Source organism: Pseudomonas sp. Irchel 3A18 (assembly GCF_900187465.1).
GTDB lineage: Bacteria > Pseudomonadota > Gammaproteobacteria > Pseudomonadales > Pseudomonadaceae > Aquipseudomonas > Aquipseudomonas cichorii.
The window spans coordinates 208024-228504 of sequence record NZ_FYDI01000001.1 but is presented as its reverse complement, the minus strand read 5'-3'; the positions used below and the strand labels follow the sequence as shown (position 1 = coordinate 228504).

21 protein-coding genes are annotated in these 20481 nt (G+C 57.3%); 13 read left to right on the top strand and 8 right to left on the bottom strand.

All coding sequences use genetic code 11. From position 1 onward, the window contains the following. The first annotated feature begins 119 nt into the window (after window positions 1–119). The 5 genes from glcD to CKW23_RS01035 all read left to right on the top strand — a co-directional run bounded on the left by glcD (window position 120) and on the right by CKW23_RS01035 (window position 6583). Entirely contained in the window at window positions 120–1619 is a 1500-nt protein-coding gene (glcD, locus tag CKW23_RS01055; RefSeq protein WP_025260779.1) for a glycolate oxidase subunit GlcD, read from the top strand. Continuing rightward, window positions 1619–2680: a glycolate oxidase subunit GlcE gene (glcE, locus tag CKW23_RS01050; protein ID WP_025260780.1), complete on the top strand. Its 1062-nt coding sequence runs from the start codon at window positions 1619–1621 to the stop codon at window positions 2678–2680. Before glcD ends, glcE begins: the two co-directional genes overlap by 1 nt. 2 nt (window positions 2681–2682) lie before the next feature. Next, window positions 2683–3915, top strand: a complete 1233-nt coding sequence (gene glcF, locus CKW23_RS01045) for a glycolate oxidase subunit GlcF (RefSeq protein ID WP_025260781.1) — start codon at window positions 2683–2685, stop codon at window positions 3913–3915. 20 nt (window positions 3916–3935) lie between these two features. Further along, entirely contained in the window at window positions 3936–4343 is a 408-nt protein-coding gene (locus CKW23_RS01040) for a heme-binding protein (protein ID WP_025260782.1), read from the top strand. Window positions 4344–4405: 62 nt separating this feature from the next. After that, on the top strand, window positions 4406–6583 hold the full coding sequence (locus CKW23_RS01035; RefSeq protein ID WP_095066888.1) for a malate synthase G: 2178 nt from the start codon (window positions 4406–4408) through the stop codon (window positions 6581–6583). 109 nt (window positions 6584–6692) lie between these two features. Here CKW23_RS01035 and CKW23_RS01030 read toward each other — a convergent pair whose 3' ends face one another. Next, entirely contained in the window at window positions 6693–7709 is a 1017-nt protein-coding gene (locus tag CKW23_RS01030; protein ID WP_095066887.1) for a LacI family DNA-binding transcriptional regulator, read from the bottom strand. Between the two features lie 259 nt (window positions 7710–7968). Here CKW23_RS01030 and CKW23_RS01025 point away from each other — a divergent pair, with 259 nt between their 5' ends. From CKW23_RS01025 to CKW23_RS01000, 6 genes are all read left to right on the top strand, one after another. Next, entirely contained in the window at window positions 7969–8460 is a 492-nt protein-coding gene (locus CKW23_RS01025) for a gluconokinase (RefSeq protein WP_025260785.1), read from the top strand. A 138-nt stretch (window positions 8461–8598) separates the two neighbouring features. Then, window positions 8599–9951: a GntP family permease gene (locus CKW23_RS01020; protein WP_025260786.1), complete on the top strand. Its 1353-nt coding sequence runs from the start codon at window positions 8599–8601 to the stop codon at window positions 9949–9951. 602 nt (window positions 9952–10553) lie between these two features. After that, a complete protein-coding gene (csrA, locus tag CKW23_RS01015; RefSeq protein ID WP_002554157.1) occupies window positions 10554–10742 on the top strand; it encodes a carbon storage regulator CsrA in 189 nt (62 codons plus the stop codon). Between the two features lie 253 nt (window positions 10743–10995). Next, the gene (locus tag CKW23_RS01010; protein WP_025260787.1) at window positions 10996–11646 is read left to right on the top strand and encodes a hypothetical protein; all 651 of its coding nucleotides are present in this window, start codon (window positions 10996–10998) and stop codon (window positions 11644–11646) included. After that, the gene (locus CKW23_RS01005; protein ID WP_025260788.1) at window positions 11646–12059 is read left to right on the top strand and encodes a phage holin family protein; all 414 of its coding nucleotides are present in this window, start codon (window positions 11646–11648) and stop codon (window positions 12057–12059) included. The genes CKW23_RS01010 and CKW23_RS01005 overlap by 1 nt, the downstream gene beginning before the upstream one ends. Continuing rightward, complete coding sequence (locus CKW23_RS01000; protein WP_025260789.1) at window positions 12056–12862, top strand: DUF3618 domain-containing protein; 807 nt, start codon at window positions 12056–12058, stop codon at window positions 12860–12862. The genes CKW23_RS01005 and CKW23_RS01000 overlap by 4 nt, the downstream gene beginning before the upstream one ends. A gap of 61 nt (window positions 12863–12923) precedes the next feature. On the opposite strand, the gene CKW23_RS00995 is transcribed toward CKW23_RS01000, so the two are convergent. The 4 genes from CKW23_RS00995 to CKW23_RS00980 form a co-directional block, all read right to left on the bottom strand. Beyond that, entirely contained in the window at window positions 12924–13160 is a 237-nt protein-coding gene (locus CKW23_RS00995) for a DUF465 domain-containing protein (protein WP_025260790.1), read from the bottom strand. Window positions 13161–13221: 61 nt separating this feature from the next. Continuing rightward, a complete protein-coding gene (locus CKW23_RS00990) occupies window positions 13222–14649 on the bottom strand; it encodes a hypothetical protein (RefSeq protein ID WP_025260791.1) in 1428 nt (475 codons plus the stop codon). 636 nt (window positions 14650–15285) lie between these two features. Then, complete coding sequence (locus CKW23_RS00985) at window positions 15286–15567, bottom strand: DUF1652 domain-containing protein (protein ID WP_025260792.1); 282 nt, start codon at window positions 15565–15567, stop codon at window positions 15286–15288. Window positions 15568–16021: 454 nt separating this feature from the next. Then, window positions 16022–16504 (bottom strand): GNAT family N-acetyltransferase, encoded by a 483-nt coding sequence (locus tag CKW23_RS00980; protein ID WP_025260793.1) that lies wholly within the window; start codon window positions 16502–16504, stop codon window positions 16022–16024. A 234-nt stretch (window positions 16505–16738) separates the two neighbouring features. On the opposite strand from CKW23_RS00980, the gene CKW23_RS00975 reads away from it, so the two are divergent. Continuing rightward, complete coding sequence (locus CKW23_RS00975; RefSeq protein ID WP_025260794.1) at window positions 16739–17683, top strand: alpha/beta hydrolase; 945 nt, start codon at window positions 16739–16741, stop codon at window positions 17681–17683. 40 nt (window positions 17684–17723) lie between these two features. Here the strand turns inward: CKW23_RS00975 and CKW23_RS00970 are convergent, their stop codons facing one another. The 3 genes from CKW23_RS00970 to CKW23_RS00960 all read right to left on the bottom strand — a co-directional run bounded on the left by CKW23_RS00970 (window position 17724) and on the right by CKW23_RS00960 (window position 19751). After that, window positions 17724–18302: a hypothetical protein gene (locus tag CKW23_RS00970; RefSeq protein ID WP_025260795.1), complete on the bottom strand. Its 579-nt coding sequence runs from the start codon at window positions 18300–18302 to the stop codon at window positions 17724–17726. A 10-nt stretch (window positions 18303–18312) separates the two neighbouring features. Further along, the gene (locus CKW23_RS00965) at window positions 18313–18921 is read right to left on the bottom strand and encodes a hypothetical protein (RefSeq protein WP_025260796.1); all 609 of its coding nucleotides are present in this window, start codon (window positions 18919–18921) and stop codon (window positions 18313–18315) included. A gap of 302 nt (window positions 18922–19223) precedes the next feature. After that, window positions 19224–19751, bottom strand: coding sequence for a DUF3237 domain-containing protein (locus CKW23_RS00960; protein ID WP_025260797.1), 528 nt, complete (start codon window positions 19749–19751; stop codon window positions 19224–19226). Window positions 19752–20042: 291 nt separating this feature from the next. Here CKW23_RS00960 and CKW23_RS00955 point away from each other — a divergent pair, with 291 nt between their 5' ends. Continuing rightward, window positions 20043–20474 carry a nuclear transport factor 2 family protein gene (locus CKW23_RS00955; RefSeq protein ID WP_038399928.1) on the top strand — a complete coding sequence of 144 codons (432 nt, stop codon included), beginning with the start codon at window positions 20043–20045 and terminating at the stop codon, window positions 20472–20474. The last annotated feature ends 7 nt before the right edge of the window (window positions 20475–20481 follow it).

Below are 20481 nucleotides of genomic sequence, written 5' to 3'. Positions count from 1 at the left end.
AACCTCTTGAAAAACTGGTTCGACCACTCCTGTAAAGCATGGACAGTAAGGCCCGCAGCCCCAATGATGCAAGCCAGTCGCTGTACGCAAGCCCTACAAAAACAACAGTGGGTTGCACCATGAATATTCTTTACGACGAACGCATCGACGGCGCCCTGCCCGAGGTCGACAAGCAGCAACTGCTTGATGATCTGCAACGGCAGTTGCCCGACCTGGATATCCTGCATCGCCCCGAAGAGCTTCGGCCCTACGAATGCGATGGCCTGTCCGCCTATCGCACCACGCCCATGCTGGTGGCATTGCCCCGGCACCTGGAAGAAGTACAGACCTTGCTCAGGTTGTGCCACGAACGGCGCGTGCCGGTGGTGGCTCGTGGCGCAGGCACCGGTCTTTCCGGAGGCGCCTTGCCCTTGGAGAAAGGCGTGTTGCTGGTAATGGCGCGCTTCAATCAGATCCTGGAAATTGACCCCGCCGCCCGTCTGGCCCGAGTCCAACCGGGCGTGCGCAACCTGGCAATCTCCCAGGCCGCGGCACCCCATGGCCTGTATTACGCACCGGACCCTTCCTCGCAGATCGCCTGCTCCATCGGCGGCAATGTCGCGGAAAACGCAGGCGGTGTGCATTGCCTCAAGTACGGCCTGACCGTCCACAACCTGCTCAAGGTCGAAATGCTCAGCGTCGAAGGTGAACCCATGACCCTGGGCGGCGAAGCGCTGGACTCGCCGGGCTTCGATCTGCTGGCGCTGTTTACAGGCTCCGAAGGCATGCTGGGGGTCATCACCGAAGTGACGGTCAAGCTGCTTCCAAAACCGCAGGTGGCCAAAGTGCTGCTGGCAGCCTTTGATTCGGTGGAAAAAGCCGGGCGCGCCGTGGGCGACATCATCGCAGCCGGGATCATCCCCGGCGGACTGGAAATGATGGATAACCTGGCGATTCGCGCCGCCGAGGACTTCATTCACGCCGGTTATCCGGTCGATGCCGAAGCCATTCTGCTGTGCGAACTCGACGGCGTCGAAGCCGACGTACACGATGACTGTGAACGGGTCCGGGAAGTGCTGACCCGAGCGGGCGCCACCGAACTGCGTCAGGCCAGGGACGAAGCCGAGCGCGTTCGTTTCTGGGCCGGACGCAAGAATGCCTTCCCGGCGGTCGGGCGTCTGTCGCCGGATTACTACTGCATGGACGGCACTATTCCGCGCCGTGAGCTGCCCGGCGTCTTGCAGGGAATCACCCGACTGTCCGAAGAATATGGCCTGCGGGTCGCCAATGTGTTCCATGCCGGAGACGGCAACATGCACCCGTTGATTCTGTTCGATGCCAACCGGCCGGGGGAACTGGAACGTGCCGAAAATCTGGGCGGCAAGATCCTTGAGCTGTGCGTCGCGGTGGGCGGCAGCATCACCGGTGAGCATGGTGTCGGCCGGGAAAAGATTAATCAGATGTGCGCCCAGTTCAACAGCGATGAGCTGACCTTTTTCCACGCCATCAAAGCGGCTTTCGACGCCAGCGGCATGCTCAACCCGGGCAAGAACATTCCGACCCTGCACCGCTGCGCGGAATTCGGCGCCATGCATATCCACGGAGGCCAGTTGCCCTTCCCCGAACTGGAGCGTTTCTGATGGCGACCACCCATGACCGCGATGCCAGCCAGAGCCTGCTCGATCAGGTCAATCTGGCCCTGCAAGACGCTACGCCATTAAGGATTCAGGGCGGCAACAGCAAGCACTTCCTGGGCCGCAACGTGACAGGCAAAGTGCTCGACACCCGCGAACACCGGGGCATTGTCAGCTACGACCCCACGGAGCTGGTGATTACCGCTCGCGCCGGCACGCCGTTGAGCGAACTGATGCAAGTGCTCGATGACGCCGGGCAGATGTTGCCCTGCGAACCACCGGCGTTTGGCGACGCTACCGTCGGAGGCGTCGTCGCCGCCGGACTGTCCGGGCCGCGCAGGCCCTGGTCCGGCTCGGTACGGGATTTCGTGCTCGGCACACGGGTGATTACCGGGCTGGGCAAGCACTTGCGCTTTGGCGGCGAAGTGATGAAAAACGTCGCAGGCTACGACGTCTCGCGCCTGATGGCAGGCAGCCTGGGTTGTCTTGGGCTGCTGACCGAAGTGTCACTCAAGGTCCTGCCCAAGCCGCGCCAGTGCAGCAGCATTGCCCTGGAAATGAACAGTGCCCAGGCTCTGCAACGCCTGGCCCACTGGGGACAGCAGCCGATGCCGATCAGCGCCGCCAGTCATGATGGCAGCGCCCTCTATCTGCGCCTTGAAGGGGGTGAAGGCTCGGTAAACGCTGCGCGGGACCAACTCGGCGGTCAGGCACTGGACGCCGGTTACTGGCAGAACCTGAACGAACAGCGCCTGGACTTCTTTCTCGACAGCCGTCCGCTATGGCGCTTGTCGGTCCCCAACAATACTGGCGTGCTGGATTTGCCCGGCGAGCAACTGATTGACTGGGGCGGCGCACAACGCTGGCTGAAATCCGATGCCGAAGGCGACACGATCCGTCGCGTGGTCAAGACCATCGGCGGCCATGCAACCTGCTATCAGGCGGGTCACGAAGACAATCCGTTCCAGCCGCTGGCAACACCGCTGCTGCGCTATCACCAACAACTCAAGGCCAGGCTCGATCCTCATGGCATCTTCAACCCTGGCCGAATGTACGCGGAGTTCTGACCATGCAGACCACCCTCAGCGAACACGCCAGACAATTGCCTCGGGCCGAAGAAGCCGAGCGCATCCTGCGCAGTTGCGTGCATTGCGGTTTCTGCAATGCCACCTGCCCGACCTATCAACTACTCGGCGATGAACTGGACGGCCCTCGCGGGCGGATCTATCTGATCAAGCAGGTGCTGGAAGGCAATGAAGTCACCGAGAAAACCCAGTTGCACCTGGACCGCTGCCTGAGCTGCCGCAATTGCGAAACCACCTGCCCTTCCGGCGTGGATTATCACAACCTGCTGGACATCGGACGAGCCGTGGTGGACGCCGCTGTACCTCGCCCGCTGGGCCAGCGCCTGTTGCGCGACAGCCTTCGCCATGTGGTGCCCCATGCCGGACTGTTCAAATACCTGACGCAACTGGGCAATACCTTTCGCCCGGTGCTGCCTGACAGCCTCAAGACCAAGCTGCCGGTCTCGATACACCCGGCAGGCACGCGCCCGGCAAACCGCCACGAGCGTCAGGTTCTACTGCTGGAAGGCTGCGTGCAGCCCGGCCTGTCTCCCAATACCAATGCGGCGACTGCCCGGGTGCTGGATCGCCTGGGCATCAGCGTGCAGCCTGTCAGCGAAGCCGGTTGCTGCGGCGCCGTGGACTATCATTTGAACGCTCAGGACGCCGGACTGGATCGGGCGCGACGCAATATCGATGCCTGGTGGCCCGCCATTGAAAGCGGTGCCGAATCCATTATCCAGACCGCCAGCGGTTGTGGCGCCTTTGTAAAGGATTATGGTCATCTGCTGCGCCATGATCCTGAATATGCCAACAAGGCTGAGCGGGTCAGCGCCTTGAGCAAGGACCTGGTGGAAGTGTTGCGCGATGAGCCGCTGCAGGCGCTAGGCATCAAAAGCGACCTGCGCCTGGCGTTCCATTGCCCTTGTACCTTGCAGCATGCACAGAAACTTGGCGGGGAAGTCGAACGGGTACTGACATGTCTGGGCTTCAACCTCACAGCCGTGCCTGACGGGCATTTATGCTGTGGCTCGGCGGGCACCTATTCCATCACCCAGCCAGAGTTATCACGCCAATTGCGCGATAACAGAATGAACGCTCTGGAAAGCGGCAAGCCAAACGTTATAGCCACTGCCAATATCGGCTGCCAGACTCACCTGTCGGGCGCCAACCGGACACCGGTAAGGCACTGGATCGAACTGATCGACCAGGCCCTCAACCCTGCCGAATCTCACTGAAAACCACTCTGGAGAATCCCATGAAAATCAAAGCCGTTCTGACCCAGACCGAAGTCAGCCAGATGCTGACTGCCGCCCGCAACGAGGCGCTGGCCAATGACTGGGCCGTATCCATTGCCGTGGTCGATGACGGTGGTCATTTGCTGGCCTTTGAACGCCTGGACGGCGCCGCCGCGATCAGCAGCTACATCAGCATGGAAAAGGCTCGTACTTCCGCACTGGGTCGTCGTGAGTCCAAGGGTTATGAAGAGATGGTCAATGGCGGTCGTACGGCCTTTCTCAGCGCGCCGTTGCTGACCTCGCTGGAAGGTGGCGTGCCGGTGATTATCGATGGGCAGGTCATCGGTGCCGTTGGCGTCTCCGGCGTGAAAGCCGATCAGGATGCCCAGGTGGCCAAGGCCGGGATTGCGGCGCTGAACGCCGATTGATTTGGCGAATTTTTTCGCGAATGAATTCGCTCCTACAAATCCACCAGGGATGAGGCCTGACCATGACTGATTTCATTAAATGCCAACGCTTGAAAGTGGCGGTCACTCTGCAACGTTTCGTCGATGAAGAAGTCCTGCCGGGCACCGGACTCGATCGTGAGGCGTTCTGGGAGGGATTCGATGAGCTGGTTCATGACCTGGCTCCGCTGAACCGCGACCTGCTGGCCGAGCGTGATCGTCTGCAAGGCGAGCTGGATAAATGGCACAAGGCACATCCCGGCACGATCAGCGATATGCCTGCCTACCGCAGCTTTCTGCAATCCATCGGCTATCTGCATCCGGTACCGGAGCAGGTCTGCGCGACCACGTCCAATGTAGACCTGGAGATCAGCGATCAGTCCGGCCCGCAACTGGTGGTGCCCGCCAGCAACGCCCGCTATGCCCTGAATGCGGCCAATGCCCGCTGGGGTTCGCTGTATGACGCGCTGTACGGCACCGATGTGATTCCCACCAGCGAAGGTGCTGAAATCAGCGCCGGTTACAACCCGCTGCGCGGCGCCAAAGTCATCGTCTTTGCCCGCGAACTGCTGGACGAAATCGCCCCACTCGCACGCGGCACCCATATCGATGCCCGGCATTACGCAGTCAACGATGGCAAGCTAGTGATCAGGCTGGCCGACGACAGCGAGACCGGTCTGCTGCAGCCGGAAAAATACCTCGGCTATCAGGGCGACCCTGAGCATCCAAGCGCCGTGCTGCTGAAGAACAATGGCTTGCATGTGGAGATCCAGATCGACCACAAACACGCCATCGGCAGCAGCGATATCGCCGGGATCAAGGACCTGCTGATCGAATCGGCGCTTTCAACCATCATCGACTGCGAAGACTCGGTGACGGCCGTGGATGCCGACGACAAGGTGGCGGTCTATCGCAACTGGCTGGGCCTGATGAAGGGCGACCTGAGCGAAGACCTGGTAAAAGGCGGCAAGACCATCACCCGCCGCCTCAATCCAGATCGCGCCTACCAGGCTGCCAACGGTGGTGAGCTGAAACTGCCGGGCCGCTCGCTGCTGCTGATCCGCAACGTCGGCCATCTGATGACCAATCCAGCCATTCTGGACCGTCAGGAACATGAGATTCCCGAAGGCATCCTTGATGGCGTGATCACCAGCCTGATCGGCCTGTATGACCTGAAACGGCGTGGCAATTCACGGGCAGGCAGTATCTACATCGTCAAACCCAAGATGCACGGCCCGCAGGAAGTGGCCTTTGCCGATCATCTGTTCAGCCGTATCGAGGACCTGCTCAAGCTGCCGCGACACACCCTGAAAATGGGCATCATGGACGAAGAGCGCCGCACCAGCGTCAACCTCAAGGCCTGCATCGAAGCCGCCTCGGCGCGGGTTGCGTTTATCAACACCGGCTTTCTGGACCGCACCGGCGACGAGATCCACAGCGCCATGCAGGCTGGCCCGGTGCTGCGCAAGGGCGACATGAAAAACACGCCCTGGATCAAGGCCTACGAGCGTAACAATGTGCTGGCCGGTCTGAACTGCGGCCTGCGCGGACGGGCACAGATCGGCAAGGGCATGTGGGCAATGCCTGATCGCATGGCCGATATGCTGGAGCAGAAAATCATCCATCCACAGGCGGGCGCCACTACCGCCTGGGTGCCCTCACCGACCGCTGCGACATTGCATGCCCTGCACTATCACAAGGTCGAGGTACGCAAGATTCAGGAAGAGCTGCAACAGATAAAACTGGCCGATATCAGCGAACAACTGCTGGATGACCTGTTGAACATCCCGGTTGTCGACAAGCCTGACTGGTCTCTGGAACAGATCCGCGCAGAAGTCGAAAACAATGCTCAGGGCCTGCTCGGTTATGTGGTGCGCTGGGTCGAACAGGGCGTCGGTTGCTCCAAGGTGCCGGACATCCACAACGTCGGCCTGATGGAGGACCGGGCAACGCTGCGCATCTCAAGCCAGCACATGGCCAACTGGCTGCAGCATGGGGTCATCAAGCGGGAGTTCGTGCTCGGCATTCTGGAGCAGATGGCCAGAGTGGTAGACAAGCAGAATGCCGGAGATTCGCACTACCGCCCCATGGCGACGGACTTCAAGAAATCCGTCGCCTTCCAGGCTGCCTGTGCGCTGGTATTCAAGGGCATCGAACAGCCCAGTGGTTACACCGAGCCGCTGTTGCATGAGTTCCGGTTGGGGTTCAAGAACATGAACTGAACACATTCTGTAGCTGTGGGAATCGGGCGGCGTTCCGCTCATTCGCGAAGGCTCAGGTGTGTTTGAAACTCTGTCTTCGCGAATAAGTTCGCTACGGGTAGTGCCGGGATCAGGAGCTTTCGCGCACCACCAGTTCAAAACCCAGATCCACATGAGGTGGCTGGGCCAGCCCTTCAAGCAGGCCCAGCAACAACTGTGCGGCACGCTGGCCGACTTCCTGGCGGGGGGTGCGGATCGAGGTCAGGCGCGGGACCATGTGGGCCGAGCCTGGCAGATCGTTGAACCCCACCAGGGATACCTGCTGCGGAATCGCAATGCCACGACGCAAGGCTTCCAGGGATGCGCCCTGTGCCAGGTCGTCGTTGCAGAAAAAGATCCCGTCCACATCGGGATGCCGATCCAGCAACTGAGCGAACAACTCGCTGCCCAGGCCGATAGAAGACGGTTGCGGAGTCGAGACTTGCAGCTCGGGGTCGAACAGTCCGGCCTCTTCCAACACCTGCCGAAAACCCGCACCACGGCGCAATACCCGTGGGTCGAGCTGAGCCGCCATATACACAAGACGCTTGCGACCACGCCCCAGCAGATGACGCGCCGCCTGGGCTCCGGCGTCTTCCTGGGAAAAGCCGACACAGTACGCCTCGCGCTCGGTATCCAGTTCCATCATGTGCACACAGGGAATGCCGCTGGACTCCAGCATCTGGCGCGCCGCAGGCGTGTGGTCGAAACCGGTCAGCAGAATGCCTCGGGGCCGGTTGACCAAGTGGTTGCGCAGCAGTTTCTCTTCCTCGTCGGGGGAGTAGTGATAGTTGCCGATCATCACTTCCAGTCCGCGGGTACGCAGCACGCCCTGAATGGCTTCCAGGGTTTCGATGAACAACTGGTTGGAGAGCGACGGCACCAGCACCACGACCGTCTGGCTGCAGGATGAAGCCAGGGCTCGGGCTGCGGGATTGGCGACATAACCAAGGTTCTGCGCCGCCGTGCGAACCTTGTCCACCAGCTCCGGCGCGACAGTGGCAACACCACGCAATGCACGTGATGCCGTGATAGGCGATACGCCAGCAAGTTGCGCTACTTCATTGAGGGTCGGACGACCTGTCGAGCGGGAACCAATGCGTGTCATTTATTGCCAACTAACATAGGGGTTGCAAAAAGTGTTCATTGCCCCCTAAGGTAGCGCTGTCTCATGGACCGTGACAATGCTTTCTCGCGGCTGATCACTGCGCAGAACAGCCTGCAATGGCATGGCTACACCTAAAACAACGACAAGAACTGGAACAGACCAGACTGAATCTTCTGTCTACCGGACAAAGACAGCGCTGTCTCCAGATGAGGTATCTAATGTGACAACTGCGAAAACTGCTATTTCCGCCCTTGTGGTGATGGGTGTTTCCGGCTGCGGCAAGAGTGTGGTCGGCGCAGAAATTGCCCTCAACAGTGGTGGTCGCCTGATCGAAGGCGATGTCTTTCACCCTGCCGCCAACATCGAAAAGATGAGCGCCGGCATTCCCCTCAACGATGAAGACCGCGCCGGCTGGCTGACCCGCCTGGGCGAGGAAATGGCCGCTGCCCTGGAAAACGGCGAGCGTCCGGTCCTGACCTGCTCTTCCCTCAAGCTTCGCTACCGCGAACGCCTGCGCGAAGCCGTACCGGGTCTGGGCTTTGTCTTTCTGGAATTGAGCAAGGAAGTCGCAACCGATCGCTGTGCCCACCGACCGGGGCACTTCATGCCGGCCAGTCTGGTGGACAGCCAGTTTGCGGCACTCGAGCCACCCCATGGTGAACCCAGGACTCTGGTCGTCGATGCGACTCAGTCGGTGGACGCCATTGGCAAGCAAGCAGCGGCATGGTGGGAAGACTCGCGAGGCGGCTAAAGGCGTGAGTGCGAAAGACAGCGCTGTCTTGAAAACGAGACAGCGCCGAGTTGCAGGGCGAGATCATTCTCAATCCGTCAGGAACGATCACGCTTTTGAATTGCTCCCATAAAACAAAGACAACCGGAGAGACCTCCCATGTTCGGTATGACCCATGAGACGTACCTGCTGATCGATGCGCTGGTAACCGTCGTCGGCCTTGTGCTGCTGATTACCAAATTCAAAGTCCACCCCTTCGTTGCACTGACCATTGCAGCGGGCTTCCTGGGCCTGACCTCCGGGATGCCGGTGGAAAAGGTCATGAAATCGTTCCAGGACGGTTTCGGTGGCGTACTGGGCTTCGTCGGTATCATTCTTGGCCTGGGCACCATGCTCGGCAAGCTGATGGCTGACTCGGGCGGCGCAGATCAGATCGCGCAAACGCTGATTCGCACCTTCGGCAAGCAGAAAGTGCATTGGGCGATGATGCTGTCCGCGTTCCTGGTCGGTATCCCGCTGTTCTTCGAGATCGGCTTTGTACTGCTGATCCCGCTGGTGTTCATCGTGGCACGTCGCACTGGCGTATCGATCGTCAAGATCGGTATCCCGCTGCTGGCAGGCCTGTCGGCCGTTCACGGTCTGGTACCGCCGCATCCGGGCCCGCTGCTGGCCATCGGGATTTTCGGTGCCGACATCGGCAAGACTATTTTCTATGGCCTGATCATTGCCCTGCCGACTGCCGTCATTGCTGGTCCGATCTATGGCAAATGGATTTCCAAGTACATTCCCGGCACGCCTTCCCAGGAACTGATGGATCAGATCGCCAAGGAGTCGAGCACGCAAAACCTGCCTGGCTTCGGCATCACGCTGGTGACGATCCTGCTGCCGGTATTCCTGATGCTGCTCAAGACCTTTGCCGACGTGGTATTCCCGCCGGAAAACATGTTCCGCATCTGGATGGACCTGATCGGTCACCCGATCAGCGCCCTGCTCGCAGCCCTGTTGCTGGCGTTCTACACCTTCGGTTCGGCGCGTGGCTTTGACCGCACCAAAATCATGAAGCTGCTGGACCAGAGTCTGGCACCTGTCGCGGCCATCGTTCTGATTGTCGGCGCGGGTGGTGGTTTCAAACAGATGCTGGTGGCCAGTGGCGTGGGTGATGTCATCGGTAATATGGCGGTGCAGGCGCAGGTCAACCCGCTCCTTCTGGCCTGGCTGGTGGCTGCGGTCATTCGTATCGCGACCGGCTCCGCCACCGTGGCAACCATTACCGGCGCCGGTATCGTTGCGCCAGTAGTGGGCCTGATTCCGGGCGTCAACCGTGAACTGCTGGTATTGGCTACCGGTGCGGGCTCGTTGATCCTGTCCCATGTAAACGATGCCGGTTTCTGGCTGGTCAAGCAGTACTTCAACATGACTGTGGCCGAAACTTTCAAGACCTGGACCGTCATGGAAACCATCCTCTCGGTGGTCGGCCTGATCTTTGTCCTGTTGCTGTCGATGGTCGTTTAACGACGTCCGATGCAATGAAGTCTTCGCGGGCACTAGATGCCCGCGAAGACTGTTTCCCTTCCCCGGCATCGTTGTCTTACATGCCGTCCAGGACCCGTCCTTTATACGAACCCCCTACTTGCGCGAGCCCCGCGAAAACAAGGCTCTGGCGCACTGCGCGTACCTGCACGGCGCTATAAAACGCTCTCGGATTCAGCCTGAAATCCTATTTCCTACGCTCAACTACACGCTTTCACTTTGAAATATCAGAAAGCTCGGGCAATGTTTCAAAGTAATGCCTACGCTTACATATGTCAGGGAGTTGGCCCTCTCAACGCCCTCCTGAAAGTAGGCGGTAATGGCGAGGTACGCTGCGGCTCACGTTACTTTTTACTTTCCGCCAGTAATTACGGGCATTTTCGTGCCAAAACGGGCAGAATTGGCGCACTCGTCGTATCGTTGATGCAAATCTCGATGACAAGAAAATGACCCGAGGGAATTAATTTCAACGCTGCAACGTCATACGATGGATGCATTTGGATGTACTCGGCAACAATCACCACGCAAAGGCAAACGCCAGCCTCTTGAGAGAGGCGTTTCAAGAGGCCATCAAGGAAAAGATTATGTTGATACTCACTCGCAAAGTAGGCGAAAGCATAAACATCGGTGACGAAATCACCGTGACGATTCTTGGCGTTCAAGGACTGCAAGTCCGGCTAGGTATCAATGCACCGAAAAATGTCTCCGTGCATCGTGAAGAGATCTACAAGCGCATCCAGGCAGAACTGGCTCCAAACCAAGACCCACAATAATTCCCGCTACACCCTCCTCTATTCAGCTGATCTGCCGTCCAATCGGCAGATCGGCCATACGGCGCCTCAAGGGGCGCCGTTTTTTCTCCCCCGCTTTCAAGCCCCGCCACTCACGGCCCTGACCACTTGTCATTCACCCGGAACATCGCTTCAACCCCGTAAGTCCACCTCAAGCAAGCAGATCAATGCCAGCCCGTTGTACGTAGTGAGCCGCGCATTCTCTTTTACCTGACGACACGAACGGTGAATGACAATGGCAACCATCAATGACCCCTCCCTCAGCAGCAGACAGACAGGCCATGAGCCTTTGCCGGGGTTGCATGACGACACGCTGAATCCTCTGGACCACACGAAGGAGCAAGACAACGCAACATTCGATCAGTATCGCGATACCGCAGCGGATCAGATCGACAACCTCGCAAACGATGCCCAGTCAGCCGCAAGACAGATCTCGGACAACGACACCCTGGGCCTGTCACGGTACGTCTCGGATATCGCCCAGGGTCTCAATGGCCTGGCAGAAAAGCTGCGGGGCAAAAATACCGATGAATTGTTACAGGATGCAGGAAAGCTGGCCCGTGATAATCCGATGCTGTTCATCGGAGGCAGTGTTGCCCTGGGCCTGGGGCTTTCACGGTTACTCAAGGCATCGTTACCCGCAACAGACAGCACCCCTTCGGCCAGCGACACATCCACCGCAGCTTACGACCCCATCAGCCCGTCGACACTTGCCGCAGAAGAGATGGTCGCCACTCACCCGCACTCCGACGATGTCCTGCACAGCGCCAGGCCCGGAATGGGCATTCCCGATAGCCCTGCCGCCACCGAGTTCAACGATGATCCTGTCGATAACCTCTCCCGTACGGGCCCAACCGGGAATGACCTGCCAAAAGGAGGTGTGTGATGAAGACGCCACCCGATCTTCCAGAAGGGTCCGAAAACGATACCTCGGTACTGGGCCTGATCCGGCAACTGGCGCATGAGGTTCCCGCGCTGATCAACAAGGAAATAGCGCTGGCCAAGGCTGAAATCAGGGAATCGGTCCAGACCTCCAGGCAAGCACTCATGTCCATCGGCATCGGTGCAATCATGATTCTGGGCGGTTTTATCGTCTTGCTGCAGGCAGTGGTCTATGTGCTGACCCACTTCATGGCCTCATGGCTGGCCGCCTTGATTGTTGCCGTGGTCGTAATGATTGTGGGTTATCTGATGATCATGGCCGGCAACAAGAAGCTCGAACCCTCCAACCTTGCACCTGAACGTACCGCCAGCACCTTGCAGAAAGACAAGGACGCCATCCAGAGGAAAGTCTCATGAGCATAGACAGCAGCTTCGACACCCCGGAAAACTTTGAAGCGCAATCGAAAAAGAGTCCGGAAACCCTGGAGCAGGAAATCGATGAGCAACGTTCCAATATCGGCAATATCGTCGATGCCCTCGAAAAGAAGATATCCCCCGGCCAATGGGTCGATCAGGCTCTGGCCTACGTTCGGGAAAACGGCGGCGAGTTTGCGGGTAATCTGGGCAATAACGTCAAGGCCAACCCGGTACCTGCTGTGCTGGCATCGGTTAGCATACTCTGGCTGATGCTGGGCAGCCGCACGCCCTCACCCGGCCCTTCGGTGATCGATAATGCTGGCAGGAAAGTCAGCGACATCGCGGGAAGCGTGGGCGACAGCCTGAGCAGCGCCAAGGCCCGGATTCAGGAAACCGCAGCCCGCATGAAAGACAAGGGTGGCCAGGTGACTGACAGTATCGGGGAGAAACTCTCGTCCTCCTCAAGCCACGGCACAGTCGACACACTTCAGGAAAAACGCCTCAGGATGCAATCCAGCGCCAGCACCCTGCTGCGCGAGCAGCCCATGACCGTCGCCGCCATAGGTCTTGCGGTGGGGGCGATCATCGGCGCGGCCTTGCCCGCCAGTGAGCGTGAAAAGCAGTTGATCGGTCAGGCCCGCGACAAGCTGATCAATACACCCGCACAGCAAAATGGTCATGAGCGGTTTTCGTCGACAGACACTGGTCCCACTCCCGGCGGGTCGTCCTTGTCGGACCGGCATGACGGCCTTGGCGCCCCCTTGCCGGGCACCTCGTCAGGAACCTCGCCCGGCCTGGGTTGAGGCTCAGGCAAACAGCCCGGCCGAGGCCGGGCCGTTTGCAACGGTCATGGTTTGAGCGCTCTTACTTGAGAAGGGACTGTACGATTCTGTCCTTCACCAGCAGACGTCTTTCCTTGAGTTTCTTGAGTTCATCGTCAGCAATCCCGCCCGCCAGTCCCTTTTCGGCATCGATCACCCGAGTGTCTGTATCGTCGTAGTCCGCGAGCAGTTGCTGCAACTTCGCATCGCCCTTGCTGCGCTGTACGACCTCTTCCCGGGTCAGTTGCAAATCCGCGAATAGATCATGTTTGACTGGCATGGATGACATCTCCTGAAAAGCGACTGAATCATGAGCCTAGCATCTAGAGTGCAGGCACGACTCAGCCCTGAAAGTTCAGGACAAGCGACGTCTGGGACGCCCACACGGGAGCGCACTCTTCCAGTTGCAACACACGGGAAGGTTCGAGGGACAAGGTCTTGTCCTGCAACCTCGCCAGTACGGCATCGATCACCGCCCGGCTGGCATCGTGGTGAAACTGCCAGACGCCATAGATACGCCCATCGAAAGAAGGTTCGCTGCCCAGTTGCGGGTCAGCCTTCAGGCCAGCGCCTATGCCGAACAGATGCAGCCCCTTCAGGCGACGGCCGAACTGATCCAGCGGACAGCCCGATGCATCGGAATCCAACCCGCCCTTGGTTTCAGACAGGCGCAAGGCGCGACCGTCCGGGTCAGTCAAGGATGGCAAGCGTGGCTGATAACCCGTGCACTGGATCACCACTCCAGACTCGGCCAATGCCTGCTCAGCTTTTTCATAGTGCCCGTCAGGCCCGCCGCTGGTCTGCAGCAATTGCACGCGAACGCCCGTCTTGCCGATCCGGCCTTTCCTGAGCGCTTCGCAGCCGATATCCAGCGCTCTGTAGCGCAAGCCACCGGAGCGGTTGATACGGCCCGATATCGGACAGATATCGGATTGCGGATCAAACTCATAACCGGCCGCCACGGCCTGTTCGGCACTTTCATAGAACAGGCGAATGCGCGTGCGGTGGATCAGGGTCACTTCCTGCAAACCGGCGAACTCCAGAGCATCGGCCAGGTTCTCCAGGACCGAAAAAGCACTGTGGGAACCTCCGACCACTGTTATTCGCCTGCCACTGGCCAAAGCCGGCGCGAAGACTTCACGCAGTTGAATGGCGTTCATGCGCAGGAGCTGGTCAGAGCTCTGGATATTCATGGACGTCGACAACACCAGCCCATCCTCGGCCAGACCGCGAACCAGATGCCGGGGGTCCTGACGACCACCCAGGTTGAGCACCAGGGTTCTGCAATGGATCAGGCGCATGCAACCTTCGGTTTCCACCTTGAGGCAGAACCCGTCTTCTTCACAAATCACCTCGGTAATGGTCGTACAACGCCAGATCTTCGCCCCGTAATGACGAACGATATGGTTCAGCAGCAGGCTGGATGCCTCAGCCATCAACTGGCCGACATCTGACAACTGCGGAGCACTCTGGGCCTGGCCTCTGATACGCCAGTAGGCCGGTGAAGACTCCAGAGGCTTGAACACCTCACTCAATGCAGGGTCTCGCAGGCAATCAATGAAGACATCCCCAACCGAGTTGGCCGTGATGCGGTACTGCCCCAACATTCCCGTTCCGGGATTGTCGCTGGCATCGACCACGATCAGGCCATTGCGCGCAATATCGGCCAACGTACCACTTTTCAACGCGTTGAATAAAAAGCCCATGCCCGCGAGCCCGGCGCCTCCTACAACACATCCACATGCTGTTTCCAACTGTTCTTCAAACATGATGAGGCTCCATCGTCATATAAATACGTTGGTGCAGTCCAGAAGTTCTGGAAGTTATACGCAGGGCACAACGCTCAAGAAAAAGCCCCCGAGCAAAGAACGCTTGTTATTGTATTTATGAGTCGCGCATCACGACGTTGATACAGAAGCGAGATTCAAAAACCCTTGGCTCAGCATAAATAATTTCATATTCAATAAAACTGAACATAAAGCTACCGCCAGCCCGTTAAATGGACAGGGATCGAGCACTCAAGAAACCTGGGACATATCCAGCCGAAACCGGATAGAAGAGAAAGGGTTGAATGGATATTTGCAAAGAACCGGCAAAGTGTCAAATAAACTGCGACCCACCTTTAAAAAATGACACCCATCTCATAAGCGCATGATAATTATGAAAATATTTTTTTGACACCCGGATAAGCGGCCCATCATGACCCTTTTCCCGGTCATTCATGCTGTTTTATTTTTAGATCGCATGGCTGAAAATCCGCAAAAGACCAACGCCAGCAAATTGACCCGCTCCCAGCAAGTGCACGTGAAATACGAAAAGACTCAATAATCGCGCACACTAAAACGCCCCGGCCATTGATGACCGGGGCGTTGTGAATAGCGCGTCTCGAGGGCGCCTGAGGCGACTCAGGCTATGTGATAGTGAGGTTGAAGCTGTGCGTGGTGAGCATGCTCATCGCGCAGCTCAGCGACCAGATCGGAAATATCACGACTGGTCTTGAGCCTTTCGAGAGAAATTCCGGTTACCGAAAGCTCTACACGCCCGGTAGATGGATCAATGATCTGCACCGACAGGGTGGTCCTTGCGGGCGAAAGGCCCGGCACCACCGTACAGGTACAACTCAACGGTAAAAAAGCAACTTCAATGATATTTCGCAATTCCAGCGTAGACAGTCCACAAGCGATCATTTGCCATCTCCTTATTATCAAGCACTGCAGGTTTCAGCAGTTTTCCAATGCTTTTTTAGTTTCCCGCCCAAGCGAGACATTCCATTGCCCGCCCACTAATTACGCACATCTACTGCATATGAACCTGTTTATACGCCTCTCCTTCCTGCCAGGCAAATGTCTCACCTGCCCACTAATATAGCACCCCACTGGAATTATTCAGGATAATTAGCAGAAAAAACGTTTCACTACCGCACTTCAGCGCCTTTATGCTCACGCCTGCCAGAAAAACAACTTATTTATCCACTGAAAAGACTGACAGACGGTTCATGAACCGACGAAAAACAACAGCAGGTGGAGTGCCGATCAGTCAAGGCACACCTCCCATGGACTGTGATCTTGCCACCTGCTTTTTTGACATCAGCCTTTTATATGTGCGGGTTCTACGCCCCCCTTGAAGAACCCGCACAGAGTATTAATCCGGCGTTCTGGGCAAACGCAAATGGATCAGGGCCACACGGGCCCCATGCTTGTCTCTGCGCTCTTCAATGGCAAAGGGTCGAAAACCCATGCGCGGATAAAACAGCAGGCCCGGAACATTGTGGTTGAAACATGAAGCCGTCAGCTCGGTGGCTTCGTGCTTGTCGAACGCGATATTCATCATGCAATTGATCATGTAACGCCCTACCCCCTTGGCGCGGGCCTTGGGAGCAATGATCACATTGCCCAGCGAGCAGCGGCCCCGAAAGTCCGAACGGGAAAAATTGGCAAAACCGACCACCTCGCCATTCATCTCGATGACAGTGGAGTCAAAACGATTCTCCATGGCTTCCTTGAGCTGAGGCGCTGTCAATGGATAGACCGCCCGGGGAAACATGTAAAACAACTCGTCGGCATTCTGAGGCAGCTCACACACGATAGGGATGTCTTTCTCTTCCATGGGACGGTGATGGAACATTGAGCGGTAACCTCTCGGAGAATGTGAATGACAAGCGATAGGACTCTATGCGACCCGACAGATTCCGCACCGCCGTATGACAGAATCAAGACATAAAGTCTTGCCGGACGCCACTACAAAGACTGTCGGCTCTCTGGCGAGGCAATATTCTGTAACCGATTTTCCCCGCACCACCTTGCAAGGTGGCGGCAGAACCGGCATTTATTTCACTTTTGTTGATCGGACGTCGCTCTCATGCCGATATTTTCTCTTGCCCGTCTCAAGGCCCGCCGATTTACCTGGGCATGCATGGCGGCCCTCATCATCGGCTTGCCCGTAGGCTGTGCGGTACTGGAACACAAGGAGCGCGAACTGGTCTTTCGCATCGAGCCCGGCAATGCCAGCTGGTACAGCGGCCTACCTGCAGACGTGCAGGAACTGGAGCTCAATACGCCATCCTTTGGCACATCGCAGAACATCCACGCCTGGTGGTGGCCTGCAACGCGCAAGGACGCTCCGGCGATTCTGTACCTGCACGGCTCACGCTGGAACCTCACCGGCCAGTTGTTCCGCATCGAACAATTGCGGGCACTGGGCTTCTCGATTCTGGCCATCGACTACCGGGGCTTTGGCCAGAGCATGGGCCAACTGCCGTCTGAAGACACCGTCTATGAAGACGCACGGATTGCCTGGGATCGCCTCAAGCAATTGCAGCCAGACCCACAGCGCCGGCTGATCTACGGCCATTCCTTGGGTGGTGCCGTGGCAGTGGACCTGGCCGCCGAACTGGGGCGTGACGCCAAAGAAGACGACACACCGACCCAGGCTCGCGGACTGATCATCGAATCCACCTTCACCAATCTGGCCGACGTGGCCGCAGCCATCGCCAATACATCACTGCCGGTACGCTGGCTGCTTTCCCAGAAATTCGACTCGCTGGACAAGATCGCAGACATTCACATGCCGGTGCTGATCGTACACGGCACCGACGACCGCTATGTACCGGCACGCTTCAGCGAGGAGTTGTTCGAGGCGGCACAGGAGCCGAAAAACCTGTTGCTGGTGCCAGGCGGCACTCACAACAACAGCATGCGCCTGGGCAGACAGGCTTACAGCCAGGCCATCCAGACACTGCTGAAGGCGACGGCATCACCGGAGCAGGCGAAGAAAGAAGAGAACAGGCAGAAGCAGGCGGGATGAACGTTGCCGTGCCGAAATGCTTCGGCACGGCATCGATCGGTCAGATCAGGCCCTTGGCGGCGGCTTCTTCAAGAGCGCTACGTGCCAGTTGCTTGACCAGCATGTCCGTGGACTCGTTGAAAGGAACCGCAAAGATCAGGAGCAACTGAACCCAGGTCGTCAATTTCTCTTGTTTACGTACCTGGCCCAGCTTCTTGCCGTCCTTGTCACGGAAGGTCAGCTCAAGCGACAAGGTGTTATCAAAAGTATTGGGGATCAGGAAAAGGGTAAAACCTGTCAGAAAAGCGCCTGCCAGATTGCCTTCCTCATGATTGCGCAGCGTCGCGGTGACGTACACATCGGATGATTGCTGCTCGGTTGTAACCCCGGAAAAACGCTGGCTGTCCTTGAACTCCTGAAGCAACAGCTTTTCCAGACCTGCGATATTGGTATTCGTGTTCATCGCATTGTCGTTATGAGCATACTCGGCAAGCACTTTGAGGTAGACGGCAGGTTTTTCCTGCTTGGCCGCAGCAAGCGGCCACTGCCCTGCAGGCGTCAACTCGTGATGGGAATACGTCATGCAGCCTTGCAGGCTGAGGGAAAAAACAATGGCCAGCAACGCAAGAAACTTGTTCACGGAAATATCCTTATTCTTTCGGAAGTTGTTGAGTGGCATCTTTGAGCAGGACGTTGACCAGCTCGGTCAACTGGTGGGAACCCAGGGTCATGTTGTAATAGTCGTTATCCCAGAACCCTGTGTTTTGATCGCGCTTGACCACCTGCCGTGAAGACGCCAGTTGCTTGCCGGTGCGATCAGTGATGCTCAGTTCACCTGCAAGATCATATGTATCGACATAGATAGGGCCGTTGACCCAGATCCACACCGTCAACGTCAGCAAGGCGCCAGGAAAATAGCCAGGATGAGGCGTACGCTTGCCCTTGAGAGAGGTGAAGTTGAATGTCAGCTCGACATCCTTCTCGCCTACCTTGGCCGGGAAGACGATCATTTTCTGGAAGAACTCGCCTCGCTCGATGTAGGTATTGATCTGGCTGGTCAACTGAACGCCGATATTACGGCGTACGTCGGCCTTGATGCTCTCATCCGAAACCTGTACATCCTTGACCGAGGCCCCCACAGGCAAGGTGTGTTCAGCCACTTCGATGGGAGGGGCAATCGGGCCGGCAGGCGTGAAGGAGACACACCCCGTCAACATCAGCCCCACGAAGCCGATCACGGCGCACTGCAACTTATTCATTTAACGAACATCCTTGAGATGTAGCCGAAAAGCGCCATCTGACCTTGAGAAAGTAAGGGCATGCCACAGGCTATCGCCTGTCCGCGGCACGCAAAAGATGGCTACATGCCATCTAGGGCGGCGATTGTAACCACTCCGTATCAGGCTTGCTAATCAATTGATGCTGCGAGAAAAGGTGCGACAGCGGGATGCGAGGGGGGGAGAAGCTTTACGGGGCGATGCTTACGCCAGGCGCATTCATATAAGCATCTCGGGACAGTCACAAAACCAACGCTCCAACCCTGGAGCGGCAATGCTGCACTTCAGTACTTGATTCGATAAATATTCAACAAGGTTTCATTGGCATATATATATTCCACCTTGCCGATAAAGGCGCTGTGCTCCAGCCAGTCATTGGGCCCCATGGCGACCTGGAATCGCGGAGTGCAGGTACATTCATAATGCCCGGCAGTGACTGGCCATACACCGTCCTGAATTTCCTGCTGACCGGTTTCATCCAGGACAAGCACGCCTTCATTGATGACGTTGATCAACTCACCCAGGTCCGTACGCAAGGTAAAACGTGCATTCAGGCGGGCAACTTCGCCAGAGTTCTCGATAAAGAAATCGGAACCGCCCGGCAGTACCACGCCTTGAAATTGCTGGCCGAAGAACTCACCGCCCACAATGGAAGTGTTACTGCGAAGACCGTCACTGCATATGCCCAGAAACGTCGGGGCATCGGTGCGTAATGTGATAGTGAGAACCTTTTCCAACAAAGGAGTCTTTGTTGTTGCCGTCAGGGCGCGCTCGGTTCTCTTGCGAGAGTCGTTAAAGTCAATGACATTCATATATACCTCTCGCCGTGTCCATGTGCATAAATCAGCACATGTCATCATTACATTTTAAAGTCATTCAACTATCAGGAATTTACCAAGTTTCGGCTCATCCCAGTTTGGTTGTCAAGATAATTGTACTGCCCAGTTTACTTAATATGATAAGGGTCACATTAACGATACGGACAACAAATCCTTGCCATCCTTCTAAAAAAGACTAAGTTGTACGATGACGGATGAGCGCTGGAGGTACGCTCGCCAGACCGATCGTCCGCCCTACTCTAACTACAAAAAAAGGACCTGTTCATGAAAAAGCTCAAACTGCTTGTGGGTTTTCTGTGTCTCTTTACGGGATTCGTATCTGCCGCGCCCTCCTCCGATGAAAACGATGTGGCGGCTGCCGTGGACAAACTGACCCAGGCCATGTGGCACAAGGATATCGGGCAACTCAAGGCGCTGACCGCAGACAACCTCTCCTACGGCCACTCCAGCGGTAATATCCAGGACAAGCAGGCATTCATTGCCGACATCGAAACCGGGAAAAGTGCTTTCAACGAGCTGAAAATGCTCAATCAGAAAATCATTCTGTCCGGCGATGTCGCCATGGTCCGCAATCACTTCTCGGCTCAGGCGGTGAACAGCGGCAAAGTGGTGCCGACTGAAATCGAGAACTTCCAGATCTGGCAGAAACAGAACGGCCAATGGCTGTTGATTGGCAGGCAAGCATTCCGTTTCTGATTCAGGC

Excerpts from the sequence above, each read along its gene's own strand:
- glcD (WP_025260779.1), top strand. The coding sequence starts at position 120 with ATGAATATTCTTTACGACGAACGCATCGACGGCGCCCTGCCCGAGGTC.
- glcE (WP_025260780.1), top strand. The coding sequence starts at position 1,619 with ATGGCGACCACCCATGACCGCGATGCCAGCCAGAGCCTGCTCGATCAG.
- glcF (WP_025260781.1), top strand. The coding sequence starts at position 2,683 with ATGCAGACCACCCTCAGCGAACACGCCAGACAATTGCCTCGGGCCGAA.
- CKW23_RS01040 (WP_025260782.1), top strand. The coding sequence starts at position 3,936 with ATGAAAATCAAAGCCGTTCTGACCCAGACCGAAGTCAGCCAGATGCTG.
- CKW23_RS01035 (WP_095066888.1), top strand. The coding sequence starts at position 4,406 with ATGACTGATTTCATTAAATGCCAACGCTTGAAAGTGGCGGTCACTCTG.
- CKW23_RS01030 (WP_095066887.1), bottom strand. The coding sequence starts at position 7,709 with ATGACACGCATTGGTTCCCGCTCGACAGGTCGTCCGACCCTCAATGAA.
- CKW23_RS01025 (WP_025260785.1), top strand. The coding sequence starts at position 7,969 with ATGGGTGTTTCCGGCTGCGGCAAGAGTGTGGTCGGCGCAGAAATTGCC.
- CKW23_RS01020 (WP_025260786.1), top strand. The coding sequence starts at position 8,599 with ATGTTCGGTATGACCCATGAGACGTACCTGCTGATCGATGCGCTGGTA.
- csrA (WP_002554157.1), top strand. The coding sequence starts at position 10,554 with ATGTTGATACTCACTCGCAAAGTAGGCGAAAGCATAAACATCGGTGAC.
- CKW23_RS01010 (WP_025260787.1), top strand. The coding sequence starts at position 10,996 with ATGGCAACCATCAATGACCCCTCCCTCAGCAGCAGACAGACAGGCCAT.
- CKW23_RS01005 (WP_025260788.1), top strand. The coding sequence starts at position 11,646 with ATGAAGACGCCACCCGATCTTCCAGAAGGGTCCGAAAACGATACCTCG.
- CKW23_RS01000 (WP_025260789.1), top strand. The coding sequence starts at position 12,056 with ATGAGCATAGACAGCAGCTTCGACACCCCGGAAAACTTTGAAGCGCAA.
- CKW23_RS00995 (WP_025260790.1), bottom strand. The coding sequence starts at position 13,160 with ATGCCAGTCAAACATGATCTATTCGCGGATTTGCAACTGACCCGGGAA.
- CKW23_RS00990 (WP_025260791.1), bottom strand. The coding sequence starts at position 14,649 with ATGTTTGAAGAACAGTTGGAAACAGCATGTGGATGTGTTGTAGGAGGC.
- CKW23_RS00985 (WP_025260792.1), bottom strand. The coding sequence starts at position 15,567 with ATGATCGCTTGTGGACTGTCTACGCTGGAATTGCGAAATATCATTGAA.
- CKW23_RS00980 (WP_025260793.1), bottom strand. The coding sequence starts at position 16,504 with ATGTTCCATCACCGTCCCATGGAAGAGAAAGACATCCCTATCGTGTGT.
- CKW23_RS00975 (WP_025260794.1), top strand. The coding sequence starts at position 16,739 with ATGCCGATATTTTCTCTTGCCCGTCTCAAGGCCCGCCGATTTACCTGG.
- CKW23_RS00965 (WP_025260796.1), bottom strand. The coding sequence starts at position 18,921 with ATGAATAAGTTGCAGTGCGCCGTGATCGGCTTCGTGGGGCTGATGTTG.
- CKW23_RS00960 (WP_025260797.1), bottom strand. The coding sequence starts at position 19,751 with ATGAATGTCATTGACTTTAACGACTCTCGCAAGAGAACCGAGCGCGCC.
- CKW23_RS00955 (WP_038399928.1), top strand. The coding sequence starts at position 20,043 with ATGAAAAAGCTCAAACTGCTTGTGGGTTTTCTGTGTCTCTTTACGGGA.